22 protein-coding genes are annotated in these 24,725 nt (G+C 70.6%); 8 read left to right on the top strand and 14 right to left on the bottom strand.

The window, feature by feature from the left end; all coding sequences use genetic code 11:
• Nucleotides 1-72: 72 nt before the first annotated feature.
• Together AC6EUL_RS13580 and soxC are read right to left on the bottom strand one after the other, a co-directional pair.
• Entirely contained in the window at nucleotides 73-696 is a 624-nt protein-coding gene (locus AC6EUL_RS13580; protein WP_499870658.1) for a c-type cytochrome, read from the bottom strand.
• Nucleotides 677-1,981, bottom strand: a complete 1,305-nt coding sequence (gene soxC / locus AC6EUL_RS13575) for a sulfite dehydrogenase (RefSeq protein WP_499870656.1) — start codon at nucleotides 1,979-1,981, stop codon at nucleotides 677-679. Before soxC ends, AC6EUL_RS13580 begins: the two co-directional genes overlap by 20 nt.
• Nucleotides 1,982-2,301: 320 nt before the next feature.
• Here soxC and AC6EUL_RS13570 point away from each other — a divergent pair, with 320 nt between their 5' ends.
• Nucleotides 2,302-2,484: a hypothetical protein gene (locus AC6EUL_RS13570; protein WP_056216322.1), complete on the top strand. Its 183-nt coding sequence runs from the start codon at nucleotides 2,302-2,304 to the stop codon at nucleotides 2,482-2,484.
• Between the two features lie 42 nt (nucleotides 2,485-2,526).
• Here the strand turns inward: AC6EUL_RS13570 and AC6EUL_RS13565 are convergent, their stop codons facing one another.
• Nucleotides 2,527-3,612: a PAS domain-containing protein gene (locus AC6EUL_RS13565; protein WP_056379821.1), complete on the bottom strand. Its 1,086-nt coding sequence runs from the start codon at nucleotides 3,610-3,612 to the stop codon at nucleotides 2,527-2,529.
• Between the two features lie 492 nt (nucleotides 3,613-4,104).
• On the opposite strand from AC6EUL_RS13565, the gene AC6EUL_RS13560 reads away from it, so the two are divergent.
• The 4 genes from AC6EUL_RS13560 to AC6EUL_RS13545 all read left to right on the top strand — a co-directional run bounded on the left by AC6EUL_RS13560 (nucleotide 4,105) and on the right by AC6EUL_RS13545 (nucleotide 9,915).
• On the top strand, nucleotides 4,105-4,629 hold the full coding sequence (locus tag AC6EUL_RS13560; protein WP_499870653.1) for a methyl-accepting chemotaxis protein: 525 nt from the start codon (nucleotides 4,105-4,107) through the stop codon (nucleotides 4,627-4,629).
• A gap of 215 nt (nucleotides 4,630-4,844) precedes the next feature.
• A complete protein-coding gene (locus AC6EUL_RS13555) occupies nucleotides 4,845-7,136 on the top strand; it encodes a putative bifunctional diguanylate cyclase/phosphodiesterase (protein ID WP_499870651.1) in 2,292 nt (763 codons plus the stop codon).
• 591 nt (nucleotides 7,137-7,727) lie between these two features.
• Entirely contained in the window at nucleotides 7,728-9,602 is a 1,875-nt protein-coding gene (locus tag AC6EUL_RS13550) for a methyl-accepting chemotaxis protein (RefSeq protein ID WP_499870649.1), read from the top strand.
• 7 nt (nucleotides 9,603-9,609) lie between these two features.
• Nucleotides 9,610-9,915, top strand: a complete 306-nt coding sequence (locus tag AC6EUL_RS13545; protein WP_056277000.1) for a hypothetical protein — start codon at nucleotides 9,610-9,612, stop codon at nucleotides 9,913-9,915.
• A 196-nt stretch (nucleotides 9,916-10,111) separates the two neighbouring features.
• Here the strand turns inward: AC6EUL_RS13545 and mnhG are convergent, their stop codons facing one another.
• The 7 genes from mnhG to AC6EUL_RS13510 all read right to left on the bottom strand — a co-directional run bounded on the left by mnhG (nucleotide 10,112) and on the right by AC6EUL_RS13510 (nucleotide 16,835).
• On the bottom strand, nucleotides 10,112-10,453 hold the full coding sequence (mnhG, locus tag AC6EUL_RS13540) for a monovalent cation/H(+) antiporter subunit G (protein WP_499870647.1): 342 nt from the start codon (nucleotides 10,451-10,453) through the stop codon (nucleotides 10,112-10,114).
• Entirely contained in the window at nucleotides 10,450-10,734 is a 285-nt protein-coding gene (locus AC6EUL_RS13535; protein ID WP_056216335.1) for a K+/H+ antiporter subunit F, read from the bottom strand. The genes mnhG and AC6EUL_RS13535 overlap by 4 nt, the downstream gene beginning before the upstream one ends.
• Nucleotides 10,731-11,219, bottom strand: coding sequence for a Na+/H+ antiporter subunit E (locus AC6EUL_RS13530; protein WP_056216337.1), 489 nt, complete (start codon nucleotides 11,217-11,219; stop codon nucleotides 10,731-10,733). Before AC6EUL_RS13530 ends, AC6EUL_RS13535 begins: the two co-directional genes overlap by 4 nt.
• A complete protein-coding gene (locus AC6EUL_RS13525; RefSeq protein WP_499870644.1) occupies nucleotides 11,216-12,823 on the bottom strand; it encodes a monovalent cation/H+ antiporter subunit D in 1,608 nt (535 codons plus the stop codon). Before AC6EUL_RS13525 ends, AC6EUL_RS13530 begins: the two co-directional genes overlap by 4 nt.
• Before the next feature lie 82 nt (nucleotides 12,824-12,905).
• Entirely contained in the window at nucleotides 12,906-13,274 is a 369-nt protein-coding gene (locus AC6EUL_RS13520; protein ID WP_056216341.1) for a Na+/H+ antiporter subunit C, read from the bottom strand.
• A complete protein-coding gene (locus AC6EUL_RS13515; RefSeq protein WP_499870641.1) occupies nucleotides 13,274-16,207 on the bottom strand; it encodes a monovalent cation/H+ antiporter subunit A in 2,934 nt (977 codons plus the stop codon). Before AC6EUL_RS13515 ends, AC6EUL_RS13520 begins: the two co-directional genes overlap by 1 nt.
• A 361-nt stretch (nucleotides 16,208-16,568) precedes the next feature.
• Nucleotides 16,569-16,835 carry a hypothetical protein gene (locus tag AC6EUL_RS13510; protein WP_499870639.1) on the bottom strand — a complete coding sequence of 89 codons (267 nt, stop codon included), beginning with the start codon at nucleotides 16,833-16,835 and terminating at the stop codon, nucleotides 16,569-16,571.
• Nucleotides 16,836-17,394: 559 nt separating this feature from the next.
• Here AC6EUL_RS13510 and AC6EUL_RS13505 point away from each other — a divergent pair.
• Together AC6EUL_RS13505 and AC6EUL_RS13500 are read left to right on the top strand one after the other, a co-directional pair.
• Nucleotides 17,395-18,024, top strand: coding sequence for a recombinase family protein (locus AC6EUL_RS13505; RefSeq protein ID WP_056213119.1), 630 nt, complete (start codon nucleotides 17,395-17,397; stop codon nucleotides 18,022-18,024).
• Nucleotides 18,025-18,154: 130 nt separating this feature from the next.
• Entirely contained in the window at nucleotides 18,155-18,448 is a 294-nt protein-coding gene (locus AC6EUL_RS13500) for a hypothetical protein (protein ID WP_156389599.1), read from the top strand.
• A 22-nt stretch (nucleotides 18,449-18,470) separates the two neighbouring features.
• Here AC6EUL_RS13500 and AC6EUL_RS13495 read toward each other — a convergent pair whose 3' ends face one another.
• Together AC6EUL_RS13495 and AC6EUL_RS13490 are read right to left on the bottom strand one after the other, a co-directional pair.
• Entirely contained in the window at nucleotides 18,471-20,606 is a 2,136-nt protein-coding gene (locus tag AC6EUL_RS13495) for a carbohydrate porin (RefSeq protein WP_499870636.1), read from the bottom strand.
• A gap of 357 nt (nucleotides 20,607-20,963) precedes the next feature.
• Complete coding sequence (locus AC6EUL_RS13490) at nucleotides 20,964-21,182, bottom strand: hypothetical protein (protein WP_156389600.1); 219 nt, start codon at nucleotides 21,180-21,182, stop codon at nucleotides 20,964-20,966.
• A 443-nt stretch (nucleotides 21,183-21,625) separates the two neighbouring features.
• Between AC6EUL_RS13490 and AC6EUL_RS13485 the strand changes: the two genes are divergently transcribed.
• Nucleotides 21,626-23,317 carry a HAMP domain-containing methyl-accepting chemotaxis protein gene (locus AC6EUL_RS13485; protein WP_499870634.1) on the top strand — a complete coding sequence of 564 codons (1,692 nt, stop codon included), beginning with the start codon at nucleotides 21,626-21,628 and terminating at the stop codon, nucleotides 23,315-23,317.
• Here the strand turns inward: AC6EUL_RS13485 and AC6EUL_RS13480 are convergent.
• On the bottom strand, nucleotides 23,283-23,918 hold the full coding sequence (locus AC6EUL_RS13480; protein ID WP_056493140.1) for a DNA-3-methyladenine glycosylase: 636 nt from the start codon (nucleotides 23,916-23,918) through the stop codon (nucleotides 23,283-23,285). The two genes, AC6EUL_RS13485 and AC6EUL_RS13480, sit on opposite strands and share 35 nt — an antisense overlap.
• Nucleotides 23,915-24,688, bottom strand: a complete 774-nt coding sequence (gene rnhA / locus AC6EUL_RS13475) for a ribonuclease HI (RefSeq protein ID WP_499870631.1) — start codon at nucleotides 24,686-24,688, stop codon at nucleotides 23,915-23,917. Before rnhA ends, AC6EUL_RS13480 begins: the two co-directional genes overlap by 4 nt.
• Nucleotides 24,689-24,725 lie beyond the last annotated feature (37 nt).

Raw genomic sequence — 24,725 nt, 5'->3', positions numbered from 1 at the left:
GCATAAGACCGGGTAGATGGACCAAGCTTGTCAGTTGAACCGAGCCCGGCCGCCCCCGGCCTCCGCCGCGCCTCAGGGCACGTCGGGGCGCGGATCCGGCACGAAGCCGTCGCGGTTGGGCATCCGCACGGCGGCGAGGCTCCTCGCCTCCAGGACGGCGTCGTCCGGCAGGAGGCCGTTCAGGTTCAGTAGGTAGCCGACGACGGCGTAGACCTCGTCGTCCGTGAGCGATTGCGGCGCGTCCATCGGCATGGCGCGGCGGACGTAGTCGAACAGCGTCGGGGCATAGGGCCAGAAGCTGCCCACCGTCTTCACCGGCTGGGCCGAGGCGAGGGTGCCCTGGCCGCCCACGAGCCGGTCGCCGAGGCCGCCCTCGCCCTTCGCGCCGTGGCAGGACGCGCAGCGCTCGGCGAAGAGGGCGCCGCCCTGGGCGACGCTGCCTCGGCCGGCGGGAAGCTTCCGGCCGTCCCGGTCGATGTCGATGTTCCAGGCGGCGACCTCCGCCGCGGTGGCGGGGCGCCCGATCCCGTAGCGGGTCTCGGCCGAGGCCGGGCCGGCCGAAGCGATCGCGGCCAAGCCGATCGCGGCCAACCCTGTCGCCGCTAGAGCGATGGCGGCCAGGGCGGTCGCGGCCAAGCCGATCGCGGCCCTGGGGCCGATTCGGAGGGCGGTGCCGTCACGCCTTGGGATAGCCATTCGACACCTCTCCGCTCTCCGCGATGCGCCAGGGGATGACGGCGTTGTTGTGGTAGAATGAGTTCAGGCCCCGGGCCCCGGCCAGTTCGGAGAAGAGCGGCTGCACGTAGCCGGTCTCGTCGGTGGCCCGGCTCTGGATCACGGCGGGCTCTCCGTTCCAGGTCCAGGCCAGGCGGAACCGGGTCAGCGCCTTGTCGAGGACGGGCGCCTGGAGCTGCGCCGCCTGCCAGCTCCGGCCGTCGTCCACCGAGACCTCGACCCGGGCGATCGTGCCCCGCCCGCTCCAGGCGATCCCGGTGATCTCGTTGAAGCCGGGCACGATCCGCTGCGTCCCCGACGGCCGCGTGATCACCGACTTCGCCTCCATGGTGAAGGTGAACTGCCGCGCGGTCCCGTCCGGCATCAGGTCGGTGTACTTGGCCGTCTCCTCGCGGGAATAGGCCGGCGCGTCCGTCACGTTGAGCCGGCGCAGCCACTTCACGCTCATGTTGCCCTCGTAGCCGGGCAGGAGCACGCGCAGGGGGTAGCCCTGCTGCGGGCGCAGGCGCTCGCCGTTCTGGCTGTAGACGAGCAGCGCGTCGTCGAGGCACTTCCCGATCGGGAGGCTGCGGGTCAGCGCGGCCGCATCCGCGCCCTCGGCGATCACCCACTTGGCGCCCGGCTGGAGGCCGGCCTCCTCCAGCACCGTCCTGAGGCGCACGCCCGTCCATTCGGCGCAGCTCACCAGCCCCACCAGGTCGGAGGCGGTGCGGCCCGCCCGGATCGCCTTGAAGTCGGGGTTGCCCGAGCACTCGATGAAGTGGATCTGCGACACGCTCGGGAAGCGCCGGACGTCGTCCATGGTCAGGACCAGGGGCCGCTCCACCAGGCCGTGGATCATCAGGCGGTGCTGGGCCGGGTCGATCGCGGGGACGCCGCCATGGTGGCGCTCGTAGAACAGCCCGTTGGGCGTGATGATCCCGTCGAGCTCCTGCAGCGGCGTGCGCACCGATGCTGAGGTGTATTGCTTGAGGGTCTTCGGAATGTTCTTGACGACGGTCTTCTCGAACGGCGACGGCGTCCCGTAGGGTTGCGCCCCGGTCTCCGCGCCGGGGGTCGTCATCCAGGGCGGCACGCCCGGCGGACCGCCGGCCGGGGACGCCGCCGCGGCCGGTTCCGCCGTGCGTGCGGCGACGAGGCCGCCGCCGACGAGGGCAGTGCCCTGCGCGAGGAAGGACCGGCGCGACCTCGACGCGACCTCCGTGGTATTCCGGACGCGGTCTTCGTCGGATTCTGGTCCGCTCACGCTGCGTCTCCTTCACCGGGGCGGGGCCGTCGTCGGCAGCGCGGAGTGTAGGACCGCTCACCCAATTCCGTCATCCCCTTTCGGGTCTCCGCCGGCACAGCGTCGCGACGGGCAGGCCTCGCCGGCGGCGGAAGCGGAATTTTGCATGTCAGATCAAAAGGTATGCATTAAGGTTCTGGACAGGGATCGGGTGCGCGCCGCATGATCTCGCTCCCGGATCTCAGGCGGAGGTGCGCGCCATGGGTGGTTGTTGGCTCTGTGACACGCCTCAGGGAGCATTCCGCATCCAGCGAACGCTCCTGGGGCAGAAGGATTGTTACGTGGTTCTGCTGGACCACGACGTTCTCGGAACTTGCGAGACGGCGGAGCAGGGGCTCCGGATGCTGACCGAGGAGCATGCCTACAAAGCCGCGTGCGGGCTGGACCTGGCGCGCTTGCCGATCCCCCGCTCCCTGAACGGGTGGACCTTCGCGCCGGCCGCGTCGCATCGGACGGCCAACTGAGCGATCCGTCCGGGGCGGCCCGATCCCGTCGCCCCGCGATGCTCACGCCTCGCGGACGCCCGGCTTCTTCCCCGCCTCGAAGATGAACTCGACGCCGACCCCCTCGAGAGCCCGGCGCACGGCCAGGATCGTGTCGGGTCGCGGCTGGATGGCGGAATTAGAATCCTCCAGGCGGTTCAAGGTCGAGACGGAGACGTTGGCCAGCTTGGCCAGTTCCTCCTTCGACAGGCCGGTCAGGCCGCGGGCGGCCCGCACCTGTCCCGAGGTCAGTCCGGCCTCGGCCGAAGCCGTGGCCGTCGCCTGCGGGGAGGGCGGCGGCGACGCCTCGGTGCCGGAGGCGCCGTATCGATTCCGGCCCGGGACGTTGAGGCAGACGCCGACCCACTCCCGCACCGAGCCGTCGCGGTTCAGTACCGGAGCGCCGCGGGCGTTGAACCAGCGGTAGATGCCGTCCGCGCACAGCACCCGGTAGTCGGTGTTGTAGGGCGCCGTGTGCTCGACCGCCGTCATCCAGGCCGCCTGGGTCCGGGCGCGATCATCGGGATGGACGGCGTTCAGCCAGCCCATGCCCTCCATTTCCGCGTGGCTCTGACCGGTCAGGGCCATCCATTGCGGCATCTCGCTGGGTTCGCCGTTCGCCTTGTTGAGCCAGAAGACCGCGGCGGTCGCGGCGATCAGGGCGTTGAGGCGGTCGTGGCGCTGCATGACCGCATTCATGGCATCGTGACGCGCCGTCACGTCGAACACCACGCCCATGCCCTGGTTCGGCTTGCCGTCCTGCCCCAGGATCACCTCGGCATGGTGCAACAGCCAGCGCTGGGTGCGGTCCGGGCGGATGATCCGGAACTCGCGGCTGATCGGTTGGCCATTCCGCAGCACCGCGATCTGATCCGCGTGGGCGGCCTTGTCGTCGGGGTGGATCATGTCCAGGCCGAACCCGAAGGTTACGCGGGAGGCCGGGTCCAGGCCGAGAATACGGTAGAGTCCCGGCGACGCGTCGACCTCTTCTCTGCGAAGGTCCGCGGACCAGAAGCCCACCTTGCCGGTGTCTTCGATGAGCTTGAGGAAGTGCCGGGAGGAGAACGCCCGCAGGGTTCCGTTGCCATCGGATGCCGTCTGGGGGCGCATGAGAACTCTCGTGGGCACAGGCTTCCCCTTCGGCTCCAGCGATTCGACCTGCCTGCTGTCCTTATAGTTCCGAAGCGACTTGCCAATGGGTGAAAAGACACCTGGCTTGGCATTCGTACCGTGATGCCCCCCGGGATGCGCTGCGGGGAGGGGCGCACGGCTCATCCGACGGCATGCGCGTCTTCGTCTCTGTGTGGACGAAAACAAACGATTGAAACGCGCCTCCACGGTGAGGAGCTTGCCTTCCCACCCGAAGACCGGCTTCAACGCCTCGGTTATCAGTTCCGGCTCGTTGGCCACATACGAGGATAGGCATGACAGATTTCGTTTCAGCCGGGTGCGAGCCTCGGATGTTGCATCGCGGATGAGAGAAAATGCGGCGCAAAAACCCGGAGATACCCCCGAGTTTCGGGGATTTGCCTGTGTTTGCGTTATGTCCGCATGCCTAGTTTGCACCAGTAACGGCAGCCTGTCCGTTGCATGGGGATGGCGATGTTCTGGGGTGGTGATGAACTGAAATCGAAGCTCAGTGCGCTCGATGCTTCCCAAAAGTCGATCGAGTTCGACCTCGACGGCATCGCTGCCTCCGTCGGCGAGATCGCCCGCCGGACCAGCCGCCTGGCACGGAACGCCACCATCGAGGCGGCGCCGGTCCGGGAGCCGGGGCAGCACTTCGCCATCGGCGCCGCTGAGGTGAAGAGCCTGGCCGCCCAGACGTCGAAGGCGACCCCGAGCGTCGAAAGCCAGATCACCGGCACCCAATCCGCCGCCCGGGGGGCCGCCACCGCCATCGCCCGCATCGGGGAGACCATCGGGCCGACGAACGACATCGCGGCCTCCTCGACCGCCGTCCAGCAGCAGGCTGCGGTGGCCCAGGAGATGTCGGCCAGCATGCAGGTGATGACGGTCGCCGTCACCGAGTTCAGCCAGAACGGGGGTCTGATCAAGGTCTCCACCCGCGAGGTCGACGCCTCGACCCGGCAAGGCCGCGCGGCCTCTCGCAGCATGGCCGCCTGATGCCGCCCGTCTCCGCACACCCTGGCCTATCCGGTCGACGGGACGGATCCCCGGACGGATCCCGGGATCGCTTCGCGGTCCTGGACGATGGGCGCACCACCGGTGCGATCGGCGATGCCGGCCCGGAAGGGGTCGAGACCGCTCCGGAGCAGGCCGATACCCCGGCCTCCCCCTCCCAAGACGAAGCACGGCTGGGTGCGGCGGTCCGCGCGGCGATGCTCGGCGAGACGCTGCAACTCGGCCGCTATTCCGCTTTCACCCAGGCGACCGTGGCGCTTTCGCTCGCCGCCATCTTCTGGGACATCGCCGCGAAGACCTACCTCGCCGTGCTGGCCGCGGCGGTGACGACGCTCTGCGGTGCCGCCATCGTCGCCACGCACCGTTACCGGGGTGTCATCGGCGGGGGCGCGTCCTGCCCCTCCACCCGCGGGGCCTTCCGGGTCCTGCACCTGCTCGCGTTCGGGCGCGGCCTCGCCTGGGCGACGATGCCGGCCGTCCTGCTCCCGACCCTCGACAATGCCTATCGGGTCGTCGTCGGCGCCGTCTGCGCCGCCCTGATCTCGCACGCCTACGTCGCCGGCCCCGTCTTCTCCCTCGCCCTTCTGGCGGTGGTCCCGGTGGTCGCCGGCATCTTCATCGGCCTGGCGGGGTGCGAGGGACCGGTCGGCCACTCCGTTGCCCTGCTGCTGACCCTCTACGCGACCTTCGTCTTCGTCAGCGCGCGTCGCTTGTGCGGGCACGCCTACCAGCGCATCCGGGACCGCGTCGTGGTGCAGGCCCAGAGCGAGACGATCGAGCTCCTGCTCAAGGACTTCGCCGAGGGGACGAGCGACTGGCTGTGGGAGATCGACACCGTCGGCCGCCTGAGGCCCTCCCTCGAGCCGATCGCCGGCCTGCTGGGCGTCGATCCGGTTGCCCTTCGCCACCGCACGCTCCAGGCTGTCCTGAGGGACTTCGCCGACGAGGCCGGGGGCGCGACCGGGATCGATGCCGTCCTGACCGCCATCGCGGCGCGGAGTCCGTTCCGCGATCACACCGTGCGGCTCCGGACGCGGGACGGCAGGCGCTGGCTGACCCTCAACGGCCGGCCCATCTTCGATGCCCTCGGGACCTTCGTCGGATATCGCGGCGTGGGATCGGACGTGACGGCCAGCCGGGAGGCGCAGGCGCGCATCGCCTTTCTCGCCGGCCACGACAATCTGACCGGCTTGCCCAACCGGGCGGCGCTCCAGGCGGCCCTTCAGGATCTCTGCGGCGAGGCGTCCTCGAGAGCGGGCCGGGGCGTACTGCTCTACCTCGATCTCGACGGGTTCAAGGCGGTGAACGACGGCCGCGGGCATCTCATCGGCGACCGTCTTCTCGGGCAGGTCGCCCAGCGCCTGACGGACCTCTGCGGGTCGGAGGCCACGGCGTACCGCCTCGGCGGCGACGAGTTCGCCGTGGTCGCCCCACAGGCCGGCAAGGCTGCGGCCGAGATTCTGGCCAAAGGCATCGTATCCACCCTTCGACAGTCCTTCCGGATCGATGAGGCGCATGTGGAGATCGGCGTGAGCGTCGGCATCGCCTGCGTGCCGGACGACGCCATCGATCCGTCGAGCCTCCTGTCCCGTGCAGACCTCGCGCTCTACAGCGCCAAATCGGCCGGGAAGGGGCGCTGGCACAGCTTCGACCCGTCCCTCGAGGAGCGCGCTCATCGTCAGCGTCAGCTGGACACGGACATGCGCGAAGCGCTCGCCGCCGACGCGATGGAACTGCACTACCAGCCGCTGGTCGACATGCGCAGCGGGCGGGTCACGGGCTTCGAGGCGCTCCTGCGCTGGAACAAGCCCGGGCACGGCTGGGTCTCGCCGGGCGAGATCATCCCCATCGCGGAAGCCACCGGCTTCATCGTCGAGATCGGCGGCTGGGCCCTGCGCCGCGCCTGCACCGACGCGCGCCGATGGCCGGACCTGTGCGTCGCGGTGAATATCTCCTCCATCCACATGCGCAGGCCGAGCTTCCACGAGGAGGTCGCCGCCATCCTGCGGGAGACGGGGCTGGCGCCCGAACGCCTGGAGATCGAGATCACCGAATCGGTCCTGCTCGACCACGGCGACGAGGTCCTGGAGAACCTGAAGCGGCTGCGTGCCCAGGGGGTGCGTATCGCCCTCGACGATTTCGGCACGGGCTATTCCAGCCTGAGCTACCTCACGGAATTTCCCTTCGACAAGGTGAAGGTCGACCGCTCCTTCGTGCGCGACCTTCAGGGGCGGCCCGAGAAGGTCGCCGTCGTCGAGGCGATCGCCCGGATGGCGCGCGCCCTCTCGATGAACGTGACGGTGGAGGGCGTGGAGACCCAGGCGCAGCTCGACGTCCTCCGCGCCAAGCGCTGCGACGTCGCACAGGGCTTCCTCTACAGCCCCGCGCGGCCCGCTTCCGAGGTGATGGCCTTGATCGATCGCATCGAGGCGACGTCCTCGCCGGTGCCGGATCAGGCACGGATGCGGACCGCGCTGGCAATCGTCTGAGGCTCGCGGCGGATCACCGCGGTCGCCCCGTGGGCCGCCCATGATGCGTGGGCGCCGACCGACCCGGAACGCGGCCGCTGCGCGCCCTGAGCGACCTGACCTGGTGCGGATGAGGGATGCTTCGGTCCCGAACCTCCTTCGGTCGTCCCGCCGGACCCAGCCAGGCCGGGCCGGAGCGGGTCGGACGGCCCTTCTGCCGGGGTGACGGCGGTTCGCAGACGCCCTTCGCACCGGCCTGATCCAAGAGCCAAGAAGGCACGCGTGTGGCATAAAATCTGTCACGATCGTCGATATTACGACGAAAGAATGGTTTTTTTGGGCGTCCGAGTAGCGGAAAGACAGTTTTCCAGTGCCGGGCTGAATATCTGATTCAGATATCGTCAAGTGGTGCGGTCTCACAATGATGTGATGTTCTGGATCGGTCATCGCGAAGATTCGAACAGCAAGTCAGCATAAGGGGAGAAATATCTGATGTTCGATTTCATGGGAGCGTCACGTAAGTCGAGGTCCGGCGCCGCAGTGTTTGGCGGCTTGCGTATGCCGGTTCTTGGGATCGACGCATTGTCGGTCGTCACGACGATGAATCCTGCCATGGAAGACTTGCTCGGGCCGGGCGGAGCCGACCATAAGGGTCGCCGCCTCGACGACCTCTGCCGCGACCTGTCCGGCCAGTCCATCGTCGCCGTCGGGCTGCGCCATCGGCACGACGCCCTGGTCCGCCTGGGCGGCAGACCCTTCGACGTCGCCGTCACGCCGCTGATGGAGGGCCACAGGATCTCGGGCTACGTCCTGGAATGGACCGACGCCACCCCCCGCCTGGAGCGGGAGGACCAGGCGCGCCGCCTCGCCGCGATCGAGGCGTCCCAGGCCGTCATCGAGTTCACCCCGGATGGCACCATCGTGTCGGCCAACGCGGCCTTCCTCGCGGTCATGGGCTACACCCTCGACGAGGTTCGGGGACGCCATCACAGCCTGTTCGTGGAGGCGGCCTACCGGGACAGCCGCGCCTACGCCGCCTTCTGGGACGGCCTCCGGGCGGGCCACGCGGAGGTCGCCGAATTCAAGCGGGTCGCCAAGGACGGCAAGGCCGTCTGGATCAAGGGCTCGTACAATCCGATCCGCGACGGCGCCGGCCAGGTCGCGCGGGTGGTGAAGTACGCCACCGACATCACGGCGCAGACCGTCGAGACCAACGCGCTTCGCGGGCAGGTCGACGCCATCCGCAGGTCGCAGGCCGTGATCAGCTTCGACCTCGACGGCCGCGTCCTCGAGGCGAATGCCAACTTCCTCGCCGCCGTCGGCTATACGGCGGCCGAGGTCGTCGGCCAGCATCACGGCCTGTTCGTCGACGCTGCCCACCGCGCGAGTGCCGAGTACGCCCGGTTCTGGGAAGCCCTGCGCCGCGGCGAGTCCCAGGCCGGGCAGTTCCGCCGCATCGGCAAGGCGGGGCGCGAGGTCTGGATCGAGGCCAGCTACAACCCGGTGCTCGACGCCGACGGACGACCCATACAGATCACCAAGTTCGCCATCGACGTGACGGCCCAGGTCGAGCAGCGGGAACAGGTCCGGCGCCTCGAGGAGGCCTCCGCGCGCGAGCGGGTCGAGGCCGAGGCCCGCCACCGGGCCGAGCGCGTGCAACTGGCCGACGCCTTCGAGCAGACGGTGGGAGCCGTCCTGGCCTCTGTCGCCTCCGCGGCGACCGAGCTGCAGGCGACCGCCTCCGGCATGTCGGGCATCGCGGCGGAGACCGCACAGCAATCGACCGCCGTAGCTGCCGCCGCGAGCCAGGCGGCCGCCAATGTCGGCACCGTCGCGGCGGCCGCGGAGGAGCTCGGGGCCTCGGTCGACGAGATCAGCCGGCAGGTCGCGGGCTCGGAGGTCCTGGCGGGCCAGGCGGTCGCCGAGGCGGAACAGACGGCGACCCTGGTCCAGGAACTCAGCGAGGCCGTGCGCAGGATCGGCGACGTCGTCGCCATGATCTCGGCCATCGCGAGCCAGACCAACCTCCTGGCCCTGAACGCGACCATCGAGGCGGCCCGGGCCGGCGAGGCCGGACGCGGCTTCGCGGTGGTCGCGGCCGAGGTCAAGGAACTCGCCAACCAGACGGCCCGGGCGACCGATGAGATCACCGGGCAGATCGGGCGGATCCAGGGGGCGACGGGAGGCGCCGTGAGCGCCATCGATGGCATCCGTCGGCGCATCAAGGAGATCGACGCGGTCGCGGGGTCCATCGCGGCCGCCGTGCAGCAGCAGGGGGCGGCGACCCAGGAGATCGTGCGCAACGTGACCGAGGCCGCCACCGGGACCGGCGAGGTCACCAGCAACATGTCCGGTGTCGCCCGGGCGGCCGAGGAGACCGGAAGCGCGGCGACCCAGGTCCTCACCGCCGCCTCGGACCTCTCGCGCCAGTCCGAGCATCTCGACGGCGAGGTCTCCCGCTTCCTCGCCAAGATCCGGACGGCGTGAGGCGGCCATGCGCGAAACCTCCGGCCTTCCGTTCGACCGGTCCGCCCACCGTTTCGGCCCGGCGGAGAACCGCGCCGGCCTGGCGGATCTCGAGGCCGGCGGGTGCCGCCATCGGCTCGCCGGCACCTCCGCGTCGATCACGCGCTCGCTGCAGGGCCTTCAGGACGCACTCGTCCTGCTGGTCGCCGCGCTACCGGCCGACGATCCGATGGTCCCCCGGCTCAACGCGGCCGCGCAGAACATGACGCGCCTCGCACGGGCCGTCCTGACCTACGGGGCGGTCCTCGACCCTCACGCCGTGCCGGAGCTCTGAGCCGGGGCCGCCGATCCTTGTCGACGCGCCCCGCCCCTGGGCGGCAGGATTGTCGCCCGAACCCGGGACGCATCCTCGGGAACACCGATCCGCGGGGCGGTGCGACCCGCATTCCGGCGGGTCGCGTGAGCCTGTCGCGCCAAGTCCGTCCGGGCCGGTTCGGTTCGTCCCGGCCGGGCGCTGGCCGGCGCGAGCGTCAGATCTCCGGCGGCGCGTCGGGCGTGCCCTCGTGGCGGTCGCGATGTGCCGCGGCCCGCGCGAGGAGCAGGAGCGTGACGGGCGTCGACACGGTGAGGAACACGCCGATCAGGGCGTCGCGCAGGACGAGCCGGCCCTCGAGCAGCGAAAGGAGCAGCATGGAACTGATGAGGATCAGGGCCATGCCCAGCGTCGCCCCGAGGGTCGGCGCGTGGACGCGCTCGTAGAAGGTCCGCAGGCGGATGAGGCCGAGGGCTCCGGTCAGCGAGAAGGCGGCTCCGACGACCGCCATCGCGACCACCAGCCAGGCGGCCCAGAGCGGCAGCTCCGCGCCGCTCATTGGATCACCTCGCCCTGCATCAGGAACTTGGCCAGCGCCACGGTGGCGGTGAAGCCGATCATGCCGAGGATCAGCGCCGCCTCGAAGTAGAGGCCGCTGCCGGTGCGCATGCCGTGGACCACGATCGCCAGCATGCCGTTGAGGTAGAGGGTGTCGAGGCCGAGGATGCGGTCCTGCGCGCGCGGACCGCGCAACATCCGCCACGCGGCGAGCGCCATCGCCAGCACGAGCATGCCCTGGGCCAGGCCGAGCCCCCAGTCGAGAACGGCGGTGGCGCTCATGCGAAGACCTCCATCAGGGGACGCTCGTAGCGGTCCTTCACCCGCCGCACCCATTCGTCCCCGCCCGTATAGTCGAGCACGTGCAGGAGCAGGCAGCCGGTCTGCGAATCGTACTGCACCCAGAGCGTGCCGGGGGTGCCGGTGAGGATGATCGACAGGACCGTGATGCCGAAGGGCTCGCGCAGGTCGAGGGGGATCGTCACGAACCCGGTGCGCCGCTCCCCGCGGCGCAGGCCCAGGATGATCCGGGCGACGTCGACGTTCGACCGGACCATGTCGTAGAGCACGACGACGGCGAGGCGCGCGAGGGTGCCCGGCGCGCGCACGAGGACGGCGCGGGGCTGCAGCGCCCGCATCACGGCGGGAACCGACACCCCGACGAGGAGCGCCAGCGCGGCGCTTCCCGGTGTGATCGGGGCGTTCAGCAGGAGCCAGGTCAGGGCGAGGGCGACCGTCAGCAGCGGGTAGGGCAGGAACCGGCTCATGCGCCCGCCCCTCCATGGGCGGCGCCGAGGACGGCCCGGACGTAATCCTGCGGTTGCGCCAGCCACTGGACGGTGGCGTCCGCGTAGGCGAGGGCCGGGCCGCCCCAGAGGGCGAGGGCCAGGCAGGCCGCGAGCAATCCGGCCAGAGCCAGGAACTCGGGCGGGCGGAGCACCGGGGGCGGGTCGTCGCTCGGAACCCAGAGGTTCTGGATGCCGAGACGGACCAGCGGCGCCAGGGTGCCGAAGCTGGAGAGCGTCAGGGCGGCGATCAGCCACCAGGCCGAGGCCGTGATCGGGCCCGTGGCCAATCCGGTGAACATCGCGAGCTTGCCGACGAACCCGGCCAGCGGCGGAATGCCGGCGAGCATCAGCGTGCAGAGGAGAAAGCCGCTTCCCAGGAGCGCGACCGCCGCCGGAAACGTCCGGCCGATCTCGATCGCGTCGGCGTCGTCGAAGGGGTCGCGGTACTCGTCGGCGAAGACCGCCTGCTGGGTCTGCCCCGGAGCGCGGCCCCGCTGCAGGATCTCGGCGAGGAGGAACAGGGCGCCGGCGGCCAGCGTCGATCCCACGAGGTAGTACAGGGCGCCCGCGAGCGCTGCGGCGCTGCCGGTGCCCAGGACCGCCAGCATCGTGCCGGACGAGATCATCACGGCGTAGCCCGCCGCCCGGGTGAGCTCGCGCGCGGCCAGGATCCCGATGGTGCCGTAGGCCATGGTCGCGAGCCCGGCCGCGAGGATCCAGGTCTGGCCGAAGCCGGCGGACAGGCCCGAACCGAACAGGAGCTGACTGAGGCGGATCACCACGTAGATGCCGACCTTGCTCAGGATGGCGAGGATCGCCGCCGCGGGCGCGCTCGCCGCCGCGTAGGTCGTCGGCAGCCAGAAGCCGAGGGGCCAGGCACTGCACTTGATCAGGAAGGCGATGCCGAGCACGGCGCAGCCGATCTCGAACAGGGCCGGTTCGGCGGCCGCCGGCGCCGCGAGCCGCCGCGCGAGGTCCGCCATGTTGAGCGTCCCCATGGTTCCGTAGATCAGGCTGACGCCGACGAGGAAGAACAGCGAGGCGACCAGGTTCACGGCGATGTAGCCGAGGCCGGCCCGGATCCGCATCTCGCCCGAGCCGTGCAGGACGAGGCCGTAGGAGGCGGCCAGCATCACCTCGAAGAAGACGAACAGGTTGAACAGGTCGCCGGTGAGGAAGGCCCCGTTCACGCCCATCAGGAGCAGTAGGAACAGGCCGTGGAAGCGGGGTCCCGCCCGGCCCCAGCGGGCGAAGGAGAAGACGAGGGCGCACAGGCCGAGCACGCTCGCCAGCACCAGCATCAGCGCCGAGAGCCGGTCGGCCACCAGGACGATGCCGTAGGGCGCGTCCCAATTGCCGAGGCGATAGACCTGGGCCGCTGCCTCGGCGCGCAGGGCCAGCACCAGGGCGATGCCGAGAAGGAGAAGCACGGTGACGAGGCTGAGCCCCGATTTCAGCCGGCGCCGCCGCTCGTCCAACAGGAACATCACCCCGGCCACGGCGATCGGCAGCACGATCGGCAGCACCACGAGGTGGTCCGACCAGGTGGTCTCGGCGGTGGCAGTCAGGACGGATGGGGTCATCGGCAACGGGTCATCGCAGAGGAACGCCTCATGCTGGGGGAGCGCGTCCGGCCGGGGAAGGGCGTCACGCTGAGGAAGCGTCTCATGGGTGCGGATTCCCGGGCTGCGGTTCGCCCTCGCCAGGCTCGCGGCCATCCACGTGATCGCTGCCGGTGATGCCGCGGGCGGCCAGCAGGACGACGAGGAAGAGCGCCGTCAGCGCGAAGCCGATCACCAGGGCGGTGAGGACCAGGGCCTGCGGGACCGGATCGTCGACGGAGACCACCTCAGCGCCGGCCCCGAGCACCGGCGGCGCCCCGACCGTCAGACGGCCCATGGCGAAGATGAAGAGGTTCACGGCGTAGCTCAGCAGCGAGATGCCGAGGGCGACCTGGAAGGTGCGCGGGCGCAACATCAGCCAGATGCCCGAGGCGGCGAAGACGCCGATGCCCAGCGACAGGACGAGTTCCATCAGGCCGGCTCCCTCTCGGCGGCGCGCTCCGCCTCGGCTTCGGCCGCCCGCGTCCGGCGCACGGACTGGTGCGCCAGGGCGACGAGCATCAGCGCGCTCGCGCCCACCACCAGGACCATGATCCCGAGATCGAACACCAGTGCGCTCGCGACCGGCACCTTTCCGAGCAGCGGCGGCTCCCAGTAGGCGAAGGAGGCGGTGAGGAACGGGCGCCCGAACAGCCAGGATCCCGCGCCCGCCAGGACGGCGACCAGCAGGCCGACGCCGATCCAGGCGATCGGCCGGATGCGCAGGCGCTCCTCCACCCACTCGGCCCCCTGGGCCATGTATTGCAGCACGAAGGCGATGGTCAGCGCGATGCCGCCCGCGAAGCCCCCGCCGGGCAGGTCGTGTCCCCGCAGGAACAGGTGCAGGGCGAGCAGGACGATGAAGGGGAACAGCCACGTCATCACCACGCGGGGAACCAGCAGGGCATCGGCGGCGGTGTCGCCGGGGCTGCGGCCGGCCCGTGCCGCGTCGTAGGCATCGTGCCTGACCTGCTGCTTGGGACGTCCGAGACTGTCCGAGGCCGGGCGGAAGCGGCGCAGCAGCGCGAACACCGTGAGCCCGACGATGCCGAGCACGCAGATCTCGCCCAGGGTGTCGAACGCACGGAAATCGACCAGCAGGACGTTGACCACGTTGCGCCCGCCCGCCTGCGGGTAGGCCTCCTCGACGAACCAGCGCGCGATGCCGTCGACCGCCGGCCGGGTCATCACCGCGTAGGCCAGGCCGGCGAGGCCGAGGCCCGCGAAGGCCGCGATGCAGAGGTCGACGATGCGCCGCCGCCGGGCCCGCGCCGCCTCGGAGGCCGGAGCCGGAATCGCGGCGTCGCGCTTGGGCAGCCAGCGCAAGCCCAGCAGCAGCATCACCGTGGTGACGATCTCCACGAGGATCTGCGTGACCGCGAGGTCGGGCGCCGAGAGCCAGAGGAAGGTCAGGCTGCTGACGAGTCCGGCTCCGCCGACGAAGATGGCGGCCGAGAGGCGATGATACTTCGCCCGTTCGGCCGCCCCCACGGCGCAGGCCGCACCGACCAGCCACATCAGGGCGAAGGCGGGGTCGAACGTCGTGGCGCGTCCCGGTGCGAAGAGGTCGAGCCCCCGCACGGCTCCGGCCAGCATGGCGGCCAGGAGCACGGTCAGGAAGAGGATGCGCAACTGCACCTGGAGGCGCTCGCTGCCCAGGTGCCCCTCCAACCGGCGGGCACCGGTCACGAGCCCGGTCATCGCCCGTTCGAACAGCCGGCCGCCGTCGAGCCGGTCCATCAGCCAGGGGCCGCCGCGGGGATTGGCGTTGATCCGCCGCCCGAACACGCCGTAGAGCGCGACGCCCCCTACCAGCGCCACGACGCTCAGGGCCAGCGGCGCGTTGAAGCCGTGCCAGATCGCGAGGTCGTAGTCCGGCGTCCGCGCCCCGAGGACCGACCGGACCGCGCCCGCGAGGGCGGGCCCGATGGTGAGATTCGGCACGAGGCCGATGGCGATGCAGACCAGGACGAGCAGTTCGATCGGGATGCGCATCCAGCGGACCGGCTCATGGGGCACCTGCGGCAGGTCGTGGGGGGCGGGCCCGAAGAAGGTCTGGCGGATGAAGCGCACCGAGTAGAGCATGGTGAAGGCGCTCGCGAGCGTCGCCAGGATCGGCAGGGCGAGGTTCAGCCCGTGCTCGCCCGCATTGTCGACCGCCTCGGCCAGGAACATCTCCTTCGAGAGGAAGCCGTTGAGGAGGGGCACGCCCGCCATCGCGGCGGCGGCCACCATCGCCAGCGTCGCCGTGTAGGGCATCGCCCGCCACAGCCCGCTGAGGCGGCGCATGTCCCGCGTGCCCGTCTCGTGGTCGATGATCCCGGCCGCCATGAAGAGCGAGGCCTTGAAGGTCGCGTGGTTCACGGTGTGGAAGATCGCCGCCACGACGGCGAGGGGCGAGTCGAGACCGAGCAGGAGGGTGATCAGCCCGAGATGGCTGATCGTGGAGTAGGCGAGCAGGCCCTTGAGGTCGTGCTGGAAGATCGCGCTCCAGGCGCCCACCAGCATCGTCGCCATGCCGGCGGTGCCGACGATCCAGTACCAGGTCTCGGTGCCGGCCAGCACGGGCCAGAACCGGATCATCAGGAAGATGCCGGCCTTCACCATGGTGGCGGAATGTAGGTACGCGCTGATCGGCGTCGGGGCCGCCATCGCGCGCGGCAGCCAGATATGGAAGGGGAACTGCGCCGACTTGGTGAGGGCACCCGCGAGCACGAGCACCAGGGCCGGGAGGTAGAGCGGGCTGGAGCGGATCGTGTCACCCGAGGCCAGGACCACCGCCAGGTCGTAGCTCCCGACGATCTGCCCGATCAGCACCATGCCGACGAACAGGCAGAGACCGCCGGCCGCCGTGATGGTGAGGGCCATCCGGGCCCCGTCGCGGGCGGACGCATTGTCGGTCCAGTAGCCGATCAGCAGGAAGGACACGATGCTCGTCAGTTCCCAGAACACGACTAGCTGGATCAGGTTGCCCGAGAGCACGATCCCCAGCATCGCGCCGACGAAAGCGAGGAGATAGCTGAACAGGCGCGGGACCGGATCTTCGGCGGCCATGTAGTAGCGCGCGTACAGGACGACGAGCGCGCCGATCCCGAGCACGAGGACTGCGAACAGCCAGGCCAGGCCATCGAGCCGCAGGACGAACTGGACGCCGAGCGTCGGAAGCCAGTCCACCGCCCAGACCAGGCTGCCGCCGGGCGCGGACACCATTGGGTAGAGAAGCCCGATGCAGGCGAGGCACGCCACCAGGGTCGACCCGGCCAGGATCGCGGCGGCATTGCGCGCATGTCCGGGCAGGCTGATCACGGCCGCGCTGCCGAGGAAAGGAAGGATCGCCGCGATGGCAAGGAGAAGTTGAGGCGGCATCAGCTCGGGCGATGAGAGGAACGGGCGGACACGGGCAGCCTCGCGATCGGCCGGAGGCGCCCCTCCGCGAGCGGGGACGCGCCGACGCACGCCACACGGCTATAGCCTCCGGGAGACCGGGTGGCGAGCGCCGCCCGGCGGGAGCTTCCCGAACCCACGACGCGACCCGCCACGGCGGAGGCCGGGCGGGTCGGTGTGAGATCTTGTCGGTCGGGAACGGCTCAGAGGTTGAGAAAGGTTTGGGCCGAGCCGACGAGGGTGAAGACGAGTCCGCCGGCGAAAGCGGCGATCATGGCGTAGGAGAAGCCTTTCAGCAGCATGGGGGTCTCCTCGGGGTGTCCGGTCGGGTTGGGGTGTGCGATCAGCAGCGGTTTCCGCCCGAGGTCTGGCCGTACTGCTGGGTGGGGAAGTTCTGCTGGTTGGCGTTGCCCTCGGCGGCTGAGCTCATCGGACAGCTGTAGGGGTTTCGCAGGGGGGCGACGCTGCGAAACTCGAGCGAACCGGTCGTTTCGACGTCGGAGGGCGAGAAGGCGGTGTAACGGGACGGCCTTTCGAAAGCCATGGCGGACGAGATCGGAGCAACGCCGAGGACGAGGGCGACGGCGAGGGCGGCGATACGGGTCTTCATTGTGGCTATCGGGCTCCTATACAGTGCGAACCGTTTTTCTTGGTTCGCTTCATCTGTCTGAACCCAATATGGGGCCTCGATCTCAGCCATGACGTGCGGCCAGGCACGTAGAAGACAGGATTAAACGGTGGGGCCTGAGATGAGGGTTCGCCCCGTCTCGATGCATCATGAATACATCTTGGACAAAGGTGCCGTAAGTCTCGGGCCAAGGATGCCCTGGACGCCGGCTTTCGCCGAAGCGACGCGCGCATCCGGCGTCGGTCGCGCGGCACCCTGCCCACCGGCCAGACGGTGCCGCGTGGACGCTTCAACGGCCGATCCGGACGTCCGCACCGAACGCCAGCGGGACCTCGACCGCGTGCTGAACGGGATCCGCGGTGACGGCGGCTGAGAGCCGTACTCCGTAGCGCCGGGGCGGGGCGACGGACGCAGCCCCAGGGTGCCGAACCACCCCCGCATCACGCCGCCGCACCTTCGTCCCTGCGCCGTCGAATGGATTGACACGGCAACGCACGGGCGTCGTCCTGCGGGCCCGAATGTCCGAGTGCGGCCGTGATCGATGAAGACCATTCTGTATGCCCGGGTCTCGACCGGAGACCAGACCATCGCCCATCAGGAGGCGCAGGCTGCCGCCGCGGGCTTCGTCGTCGACGAGGTCGTGGCGGATGACGGCGTGTCGGGCCTGAGCACCTGCCTGCGCGAGCGGCCGCAGGGGCGCCGGCTGTTCGACCTGCTGCGGCGGGGCGACGTCCTGGTGGTGCGCTGGGTCGACCGCCTCGGCCGCAACTACGCCGACGTCTGCGACACCCTGCGGGAGATGATGCGCCGGGGCGTCGTGGTGCGCACGGTCATCCACCGGCTGACCTTCGACGGCGCCACGGCGGATCCGATGCAGCAGGCCGTGCGCGATGCCCTCATCGGTTTCATGGCGGCGACGGCCCAGGCCCAGGCGGAGGCCATGCGAGAGGCGCAGAAGGCCGGCATCGCCCAGGCGCGGGCGCGCAGCGACGTCTATCGCGGACGCAAGCCGAGCTTCAGCCGGGCGCAGTACGAAGCGGTGCGCTCCGCCCTCGTCGAGGGGCGGGGGATCTCGGCGATCGCTGTCGCGACCGGCCTCAGCCGGCAGACCGTCTACCGCATCCGCGACAACGCCGCGGAAGCGGAGGCGGCCCTGGCGCGCTGGGCCTGAGGCTCGGGCCGACGGGAGGTCTGGGCCGGCGGAAGCCCTGGGCTCGGCCGGGGGCGCTGCTTCGTATGGTCGCCTCCCCCGGGCGCCCGCCTCGGCTTAGTCTGGGGCGCCTGACCGATGCGGGATGACCATGGGCGCCGCCACTCTCCTCGGGCTCACCACGCTGGCGTTCCTCGCGCCGCTGCCGCCGGAGCGCTACCATCCGCCGGAGCCGCCGCCCCGCGGGGTCGGCTGGGCGGTCTGTGCCGTGGTCGCGCTGCTGCTGGTGGTCACGGTCGTCCCGCTCAGCCTCGCCCTCGCCGACAAGTGGGCCATGGACGCGCATGTCGCCGAATGCCGGGCGGCGGGCGGCCGGTTCGTGCCGGTCGCGTCGGTCAACGGGCGGGCCTATCGCTGCGACCAGCCGGAGCGGCCGCGCTCCTGACGCCGGACCGACGCCCCGGGGGTCAGAAATCCGCGTGGATGCGGGTGCCGAAGAAGTCCGCCGGCCCGCGGTCCCGGTTGTAGGCCGGGTTCTCCACGTGCTGGTAATTGACCGACAGGGTCAGGGTCCTGTTCAGGGCGAAGGCGTAGTAGGCCTCCACCGCGCGCTCGGGGGCATAGTTGAGCCGGCCGTCGCCGATGAGGAGGCCGACGCCCCCATTGGCGAAGAAGGCGCGATGGCTCGGCGAGATCGCGTTCATCGAGGTGCCGAGGCCCACCGTGTCGCCGGGCCGGCCCCAGGCGGTGCCCTTGAGGGACACGCCGCCGGACACCGACCGGTCGATGTCGGTGAAGGACAGGCTCTCGGTGCGGCCGTCATTGGCGCTGAACCGGGCGAAGACGCCGAGGTCCGCCGTCACCGCCTGCTCGAGATTCAGGTAGAAGCCGGTCTTGCGCCGCGCGGCCCGCGTGGCGGCGGCCGCATCGTTGATGTCGCCGAAGAGCCCGGCCTGGGTCAGCGACACCACCTCCCGGAAGTCGGCCGAGTTGCCCACATTGGTGAAGAACCCAAGGCGCAGCTTGCCGGGCTGATCGAGGACCGGCAGCACGTGGCGCTCCTCGAACTCGATAGTGGTGCCGGCCCGGCGGAAGACGCGCGGGTCGAGGACGTCGCTGGAGGGCTCCTTGGGCACCTGGGTGTAGGCGGCCCGGATCGCGAACGCCGCGCGGTTGTACTCGACCATCACGCCCTGGGTGAAGCCGGGCAGGTTGGCGGGGAAGTCGTAGGCGCCGGAGGCCCAGATGCCCCAGTTCATGAAGTCCACCCGCGGGTCGTGGGCGTAGACGTTGCCGTCGAAGTAGTCGCCGAGGGCGAACTTGCCCGCCACCACGGTGATCCGCTCGATGTCGCGCCGGGTGGCGACCTGGTTCGGGCCGTCCGGCACGTCCTCGGTTTCGCCGCCGAGGCCGAAGGTCTGGCGCACGAAGTAGCGGTTGGAGCGCAGCTTCGGGAACGGCGCGCCCGCCTTCTGCGCCTCGCCGTTGACGAAGCCGGCCACGCCCAGGGTCCGGCTCAGGCCGAAGCCCTGGGAGAATTCCGGATTGTAGTAGAGTTCCGTGCCTTCGAAGAGCTTGAGCCCCAGGAAGGCGGTGGCGGTGGTGGTCGACTGGACCTGATGGCCGATCAGGCTCGCCGGACCGGTATAGGGCGCGCGGAAGCCCGGCACGCCCTGGGCGATGAAGGTGGTCTGGCCGTGGAGCGAGAACCGATCGCCGGAGCCGTCGCCGGGATCGTGCGGCGCGGCGTCGTCGACCTCCGGCGGCAGCACGAAGCCGCTCGGATGCCAGGACAGGCGCGCCATCATCTGGTGCGAGGTGAAGGAATCCTGCCGCGTCGCCACCGGGCCGAGGCCCGGGACGGCGCCGATATCGAAGCGGCCGCTGCCGCCGAGGTCGAGATAGCGGTAGTCGATCCCGAGGGCGAGGCTCTCGGTCACGGCGAACTGCACGCCGGCTCCCAGGGTGAAGCCGAGCGAGGAGAGGTCGCGCCGCGCGGTGGTGACGCGGCCGGTGCCGGGGTCGGGATAGCTCGCCAGGATGCGGGCATTGGCGCCGGCGAGCCCGAAGCTCGCATAGACCAGCGACCGCTCGAAGGCGTAGCCGAAGCGCCCGCGCAGGGTGCCGTAGACGTCGGTCTTGGCGCGGATCAGGCCGAGGCCCGGATCGCCGTCGCCGACGAAGCCGGGGGTGGGCAGGAGCACCGGCCGCTTCAGGTTCGCGCCCGCGACATCGGCCTCGATCCCGTACAGCCAGGGGCCGGTCTGCCAGTTGTAGCCGCCGAACAGGCCGCCGACGGCGGTGGTGGCGTCGCGGCCGAGGTCGGACCGACCGGTGGCGTCGCCCGTCTTGAACGGACGGGCCGGGCGACCGCCGACCGTGGTGTCGCGAAAGGTGTAGGCACCGTAGGAATTGCCGGCGCTGCCCTCGATCCCGAGATAGGGCCCCGACCAATCGACGAAGGCCGGTGCCGTGGCCAGGGGGCGTGGCGCGCCGAGATCGGCGGCGTGGACGCCGGAAGCGGCCGTCAGCGTGAGCAGGGCGAGGCCGGCGGCTCCCGCGCGGTCAGGGCCGCCGCGTCCAAAGCGATCCGCTCTCGTCATACCGCCCCCGCGCCGTTTGTCCGAGGACGGGGTATAGACGGTGCTATAACTATGACAATATGGTTTAATCCAAGCCGGGACGGGATCAGGGCCACTGTTGCGCAAACAGCGCAGGGGTGATCCGCGCGGGATCTCGCGTCCCTGCGATCGACCGTCCGGAGCGCGGCCCGTCGGGACGATCCCTTAGCCGTTCTCTGCGAAGATCGGATGACCCGCTCGGCACCCTCCATTTGGGGGATGTCAGGCACCGGGGCTGCGGTCTAGCCTGGGCGTCTCCAAGGTTTCGGACCGTCTCGGCCCGCAGGGCATCGCCCCTGCGGGCTTCTTTTTCGGTCGCGGCGGCCGATCCACTCTCCGTCAGGCGGTGCCGGTCTCGATCTTCTCGATGAGCGCCGTCAATTCACCGATGCGCAGGCGGAGGCCTTCCCGGGTGCTCTCGTCCATGTCGCGCAGGGCGTACCCGTCCTCGAACTGGCGCTCCTCCGTATGCGCCTCCTGCCCGCGTGCGGCGAGTTCCGCCATCAGACGATCGCGCTCGGCGCGGTACTGGGACTTTCGGTCGTCGGTGACGGGCATGGTCATTCCCTGGCGGATGGCGCGCAACGCGTCCGGCTCGCCTGACGGGCGGGCCTCGGGCGGGAAACGCGGACCTTCGCCCCCGGGTTCAGACGGTGCGGACCGGAACCATAGCGCCGGCCGGCCGTTGCACCGACGACCCAAGCTCGAAGACCTCATCCCCGCCCGGCTCACGCCGAGGCGGGTTTTTTCGGGCCTGTGTCCGCGCTCCGATCCGGCCTCCGCCCCCGGCGGCCCGCGTTCGTCGAGGTATTGCCACCGGTCCGGTTCGGATAAGGCCCGGATCAAGTCCGTAATCGGAGACGTCCAGATACGATCCGGAAAGTAAATATAATTCAATACATTCGTAATCCAGCGCAAACGATGAGCAGTCACGATGCTTTAGCGGTGCCTTAAGTTTCCCGCTGCTAGCTCTGGCACCGATACCGGTCCGGAGATCTCTCGTGGCTTTGCTCGCGCGCTTCAGCATCATCACCAAACTGATCGCGGTGGTCAGTCTGATCGGGGTCATCGTCAGTGGCTGCCTCTGGTACGCCACCACCCAGATGACGCAGATCGACGAGGCCTACAGCCGCTTCGTCTCCCATGACACGAAGGCGATCGCCGACCTGCGGACGGTCAACCGGCTGGTCTTCACGATGAGCTACTTCAACTTCCGCAACATCGCCGAGGGCAGCCCCGACGAGATGCAGAAGACCGACAAGGGATTCGACGAGGCGAGCGAGCGCCTGAACAAGGTGCTGGCGGAACTGCGGGATGCCGCTCCCAGCTTCGCGCCGCGCATCGACGGTCTGAAACAGAAGGTCAACCGCTTCATGGCCGACAGCTCCGAGGCGCGCACCCTGGCGAGCAGCGGCCTGAAGACGGAGGCCCTCGTCCTGCTGCACCAGACCGTCGACCCGACCTTCGACGCGATGGTGTCGGAGGGAAGCGCCCTCGGCCGGGACATCCGGACCTTCGTCGACGCGGGCGCCCGCGATCTCGCGGCGATGACGGACCGGACCCGGACCAACACCCTGCTCCTCGGCGGCCTCGGCCTGCTCGCGGGCCTCTTCGCGGCCGGGCTCGTCGCCGTGTTCGGTATCACCCGTCCGATCGGCCAGCTGGTCGAGGCCCTGCGCCGGATGGCGCGGGGGGACAGCGACGCGGTGATCCTCGGGCGCGACCGGCGCGACGAGGTCGGCGCCGTGGGCCGCGCGGTGGAGGAGATCCGCGCCCTGGTCGCCCGCAAGGCCTCGGAGGAGGCCGAGCGCCGGCAGATCGCCGATGCGGCGGCGGCGGCCGAGCGCCAGCGCACCATGCATGAACTCGCCGACGGCTTCGAGGTGGCGGTCGGCTCGATCATCGCCACGGTGTCGGCCTCGGCCGGCGCGCTGCAGGAGACCGCCGCGGCGATGAGCACCAACGCGGCCCGGACCACCGATCAATCGGTGACGGTGGCGGCCGCCGCCGAGGAGGCGGCCTCCAACGTCAACACCGTGGCGGCCGCAGCCGAGGAGCTCGGTTCGTCGGTGCAGGAGATCGGCCGCCAGGTCGACGGCTCGGCCAACCTCGCCCTGCGGGCGGTGGAGGAGGCGGCCCAGACCGCCGGGCTCGTCCAGGACCTCAGCAGCGCCGCCGCGCGGATCGGCGACGTCGTCGCGCTGATCACCACCATCGCGGGCCAGACCAACCTGCTGGCGCTGAACGCAACGATCGAGGCGGCGCGGGCTGGCGAGGCGGGCCGCGGCTTCGCGGTGGTCGCCGCCGAGGTCAAGGAACTCGCCAACCAGACCACGCGGGCGACCCACGAGATCGAGGAGCAGATCGGCCGCATCCAAGCCTCGACGGAGCAGGCGGTCGGGGCCATCCGCACCATCAGCGGCCGGATCGGCGAGATCAGCCAGGTGACGACCTCGATCGCGGCGGCGGTGGAGGAGCAGGGTTCGGCGACCCAGGAGATCGTGCGCAACGTCGGCCAGGCCGCCAGCGGCACCAGCGAGGTCACCGAGAACATCTCGGGCGTCGCCCACGCGGCCGAGGAGACCGGCGCCGCCGCCCGTCAGGTGCTCGTCTCGGCCTCCGACCTGACCGCCCAGTCGGAGCACCTGACCGTGCAGGTCACGCGCTTCCTGGAGACGGTCCGGGCGGCGTGAGGGGGCCGCCCGGCGTCGCGTGGCGCGAGGGCGGCCGGCTCACGGCCCGCGAGCCGGCGAGCAGGAAGCGCCAGGGCGTCTCCACCGCGCGGGAGATACCGATCCGGCGATCGGCGATCCAGGCCGGCGCCGTCTCGGGGGCGGCCAGCGCGAAGGGGGGCGCGTCGAGGGCCAGGCCGTCCATCGCGAGGCTGACGGCCAGCGCCTGGCAGAGGCGGCCGGGTCCGGCGCAGAACAGGCGCGGATCGGACAGCCTCCGCCGCGCCGCCATCGCGTCGAGCCCGTGGCGGGGCTCCAGCGCCCGGATCAGGACCGCGCTGCCCGGCTCGCAGACGAGGTTCAGGCACCAGTGCAGGCCGTAGGAGCGGTAGACGTAGGCGTGCCCCGGCGGCCCGAACATGCTGGCATTGCGCCGGGTCGGGCCGTTGACGCTGTGCGAGGCCGGGTCGCTCCGGTCATAGGCCTCCGTCTCGACGACCATCCCGCCGATCCCGTCCACCCGCAGGTCGCAGCCGATGAGGGACGCGGCCACGTCCGCCGCCGGGCGGGCGAAGAAGCCGGCCGGGAGGCGTGCGCCGAGGGGATCGCCCGCTGGACTCAAGGGGTGGAGACGCCCTTGCCCGCGTTGGCAGCCTTGGCGCCGCGCAGGTCGGCGCGGGCCCGCTCCAGCCCCTCGGGGCCGAGGTCGAGGGCGAGCCGCACCGCCCGTTCCACGTAGGCCTGCGGCGTCAGGCCGGAGGCTTTCGCGGCGCGCGACACCTCCAGGCCGAGGCCGAGATCGAGGGGGATCGCGCTCGTGCGCGCCGGGGCGGGCTCGGACGCGACGGGCGCCGTGGCCAAGGCCGCCTGCGAGACCGCCTGCGAGACAGCCGGGGCAACCGCCGCGCGCAGGGCGGCCGTTCCGGTGAGCGGTGCCGGTCCGCTCTCCGGGCGCAGCGGCAGGCCGAGGGCCTCGCGCCGGCCCTGCGCCGCGAGCCGGTCTGCGCGTTCGTTGCCGGCCTCGCCCGCATGGCCCCGGACCCAGGTCCAGCGCACGTCGCGCCGGGCCGCCAGGGCATCGAGCTCCTGCATCAGCTCGACGTTCTTCACCGGGCCGGTGGCGGTGCGCCAGCCCTTGGCCTTCCAGCCGCGCATCCACTCGGTCACCGACTTGATGACGTACTGGCTGTCGCAGCGCATCTCGATCTGCGCGCCCTCGGGGAAGTGACGCAGGGCGTTGATCGCTGCGGTCAGCTCCATGCGGTTGTTGGTGGTGGCCCGGTCGCCGCCGCAGAGCTCGATGCGGCCGTTCTCGGCCTCGATGACGACGCCCCAGCCACCGGGTCCGGGATTGGGATCGCATCCGCCGTCGGCATAGACGATGGTTCGCATGGGACTCGCTTCGACCTGTTCACGACGGGGGCCCCCG

This window comes from Methylobacterium sp. 001424705, from assembly GCF_059816145.1.
Note: the sequence above shows the minus strand (reverse complement) of the source record. Positions and strands in the feature narration are given on the sequence as shown.

What these genes read in the sequence shown, in the direction of transcription:
- mnhG (WP_499870647.1), bottom strand. Translation starts at nt 10,453, where the DNA reads ATGAGCGGCGCGGAGCTGCCGCTCTGGGCCGCCTGGCTGGTGGTCGCG.
- AC6EUL_RS13535 (WP_056216335.1), bottom strand. Translation starts at nt 10,734, where the DNA reads ATGAGCGCCACCGCCGTTCTCGACTGGGGGCTCGGCCTGGCCCAGGGC.
- AC6EUL_RS13495 (WP_499870636.1), bottom strand. Translation starts at nt 20,606, where the DNA reads ATGACGAGAGCGGATCGCTTTGGACGCGGCGGCCCTGACCGCGCGGGA.
- AC6EUL_RS13560 (WP_499870653.1), top strand. Translation starts at nt 4,105, where the DNA reads ATGTTCTGGGGTGGTGATGAACTGAAATCGAAGCTCAGTGCGCTCGAT.
- AC6EUL_RS13545 (WP_056277000.1), top strand. Translation starts at nt 9,610, where the DNA reads ATGCGCGAAACCTCCGGCCTTCCGTTCGACCGGTCCGCCCACCGTTTC.
- AC6EUL_RS13490 (WP_156389600.1), bottom strand. Translation starts at nt 21,182, where the DNA reads ATGCCCGTCACCGACGACCGAAAGTCCCAGTACCGCGCCGAGCGCGAT.
- AC6EUL_RS13555 (WP_499870651.1), top strand. Translation starts at nt 4,845, where the DNA reads ATGCTCGGCGAGACGCTGCAACTCGGCCGCTATTCCGCTTTCACCCAG.
- AC6EUL_RS13525 (WP_499870644.1), bottom strand. Translation starts at nt 12,823, where the DNA reads ATGACCCCATCCGTCCTGACTGCCACCGCCGAGACCACCTGGTCGGAC.
- rnhA (WP_499870631.1), bottom strand. Translation starts at nt 24,688, where the DNA reads ATGCGAACCATCGTCTATGCCGACGGCGGATGCGATCCCAATCCCGGA.
- AC6EUL_RS13580 (WP_499870658.1), bottom strand. Translation starts at nt 696, where the DNA reads ATGGCTATCCCAAGGCGTGACGGCACCGCCCTCCGAATCGGCCCCAGG.
- AC6EUL_RS13510 (WP_499870639.1), bottom strand. Translation starts at nt 16,835, where the DNA reads ATGAAGACCCGTATCGCCGCCCTCGCCGTCGCCCTCGTCCTCGGCGTT.
- AC6EUL_RS13500 (WP_156389599.1), top strand. Translation starts at nt 18,155, where the DNA reads ATGGGCGCCGCCACTCTCCTCGGGCTCACCACGCTGGCGTTCCTCGCG.
- AC6EUL_RS13520 (WP_056216341.1), bottom strand. Translation starts at nt 13,274, where the DNA reads ATGGAACTCGTCCTGTCGCTGGGCATCGGCGTCTTCGCCGCCTCGGGC.
- AC6EUL_RS13565 (WP_056379821.1), bottom strand. Translation starts at nt 3,612, where the DNA reads ATGCGCCCCCAGACGGCATCCGATGGCAACGGAACCCTGCGGGCGTTC.
- AC6EUL_RS13530 (WP_056216337.1), bottom strand. Translation starts at nt 11,219, where the DNA reads ATGAGCCGGTTCCTGCCCTACCCGCTGCTGACGGTCGCCCTCGCCCTG.
- AC6EUL_RS13505 (WP_056213119.1), top strand. Translation starts at nt 17,395, where the DNA reads ATGAAGACCATTCTGTATGCCCGGGTCTCGACCGGAGACCAGACCATC.
- AC6EUL_RS13550 (WP_499870649.1), top strand. Translation starts at nt 7,728, where the DNA reads ATGGAAGACTTGCTCGGGCCGGGCGGAGCCGACCATAAGGGTCGCCGC.
- AC6EUL_RS13515 (WP_499870641.1), bottom strand. Translation starts at nt 16,207, where the DNA reads ATGCCGCCTCAACTTCTCCTTGCCATCGCGGCGATCCTTCCTTTCCTC.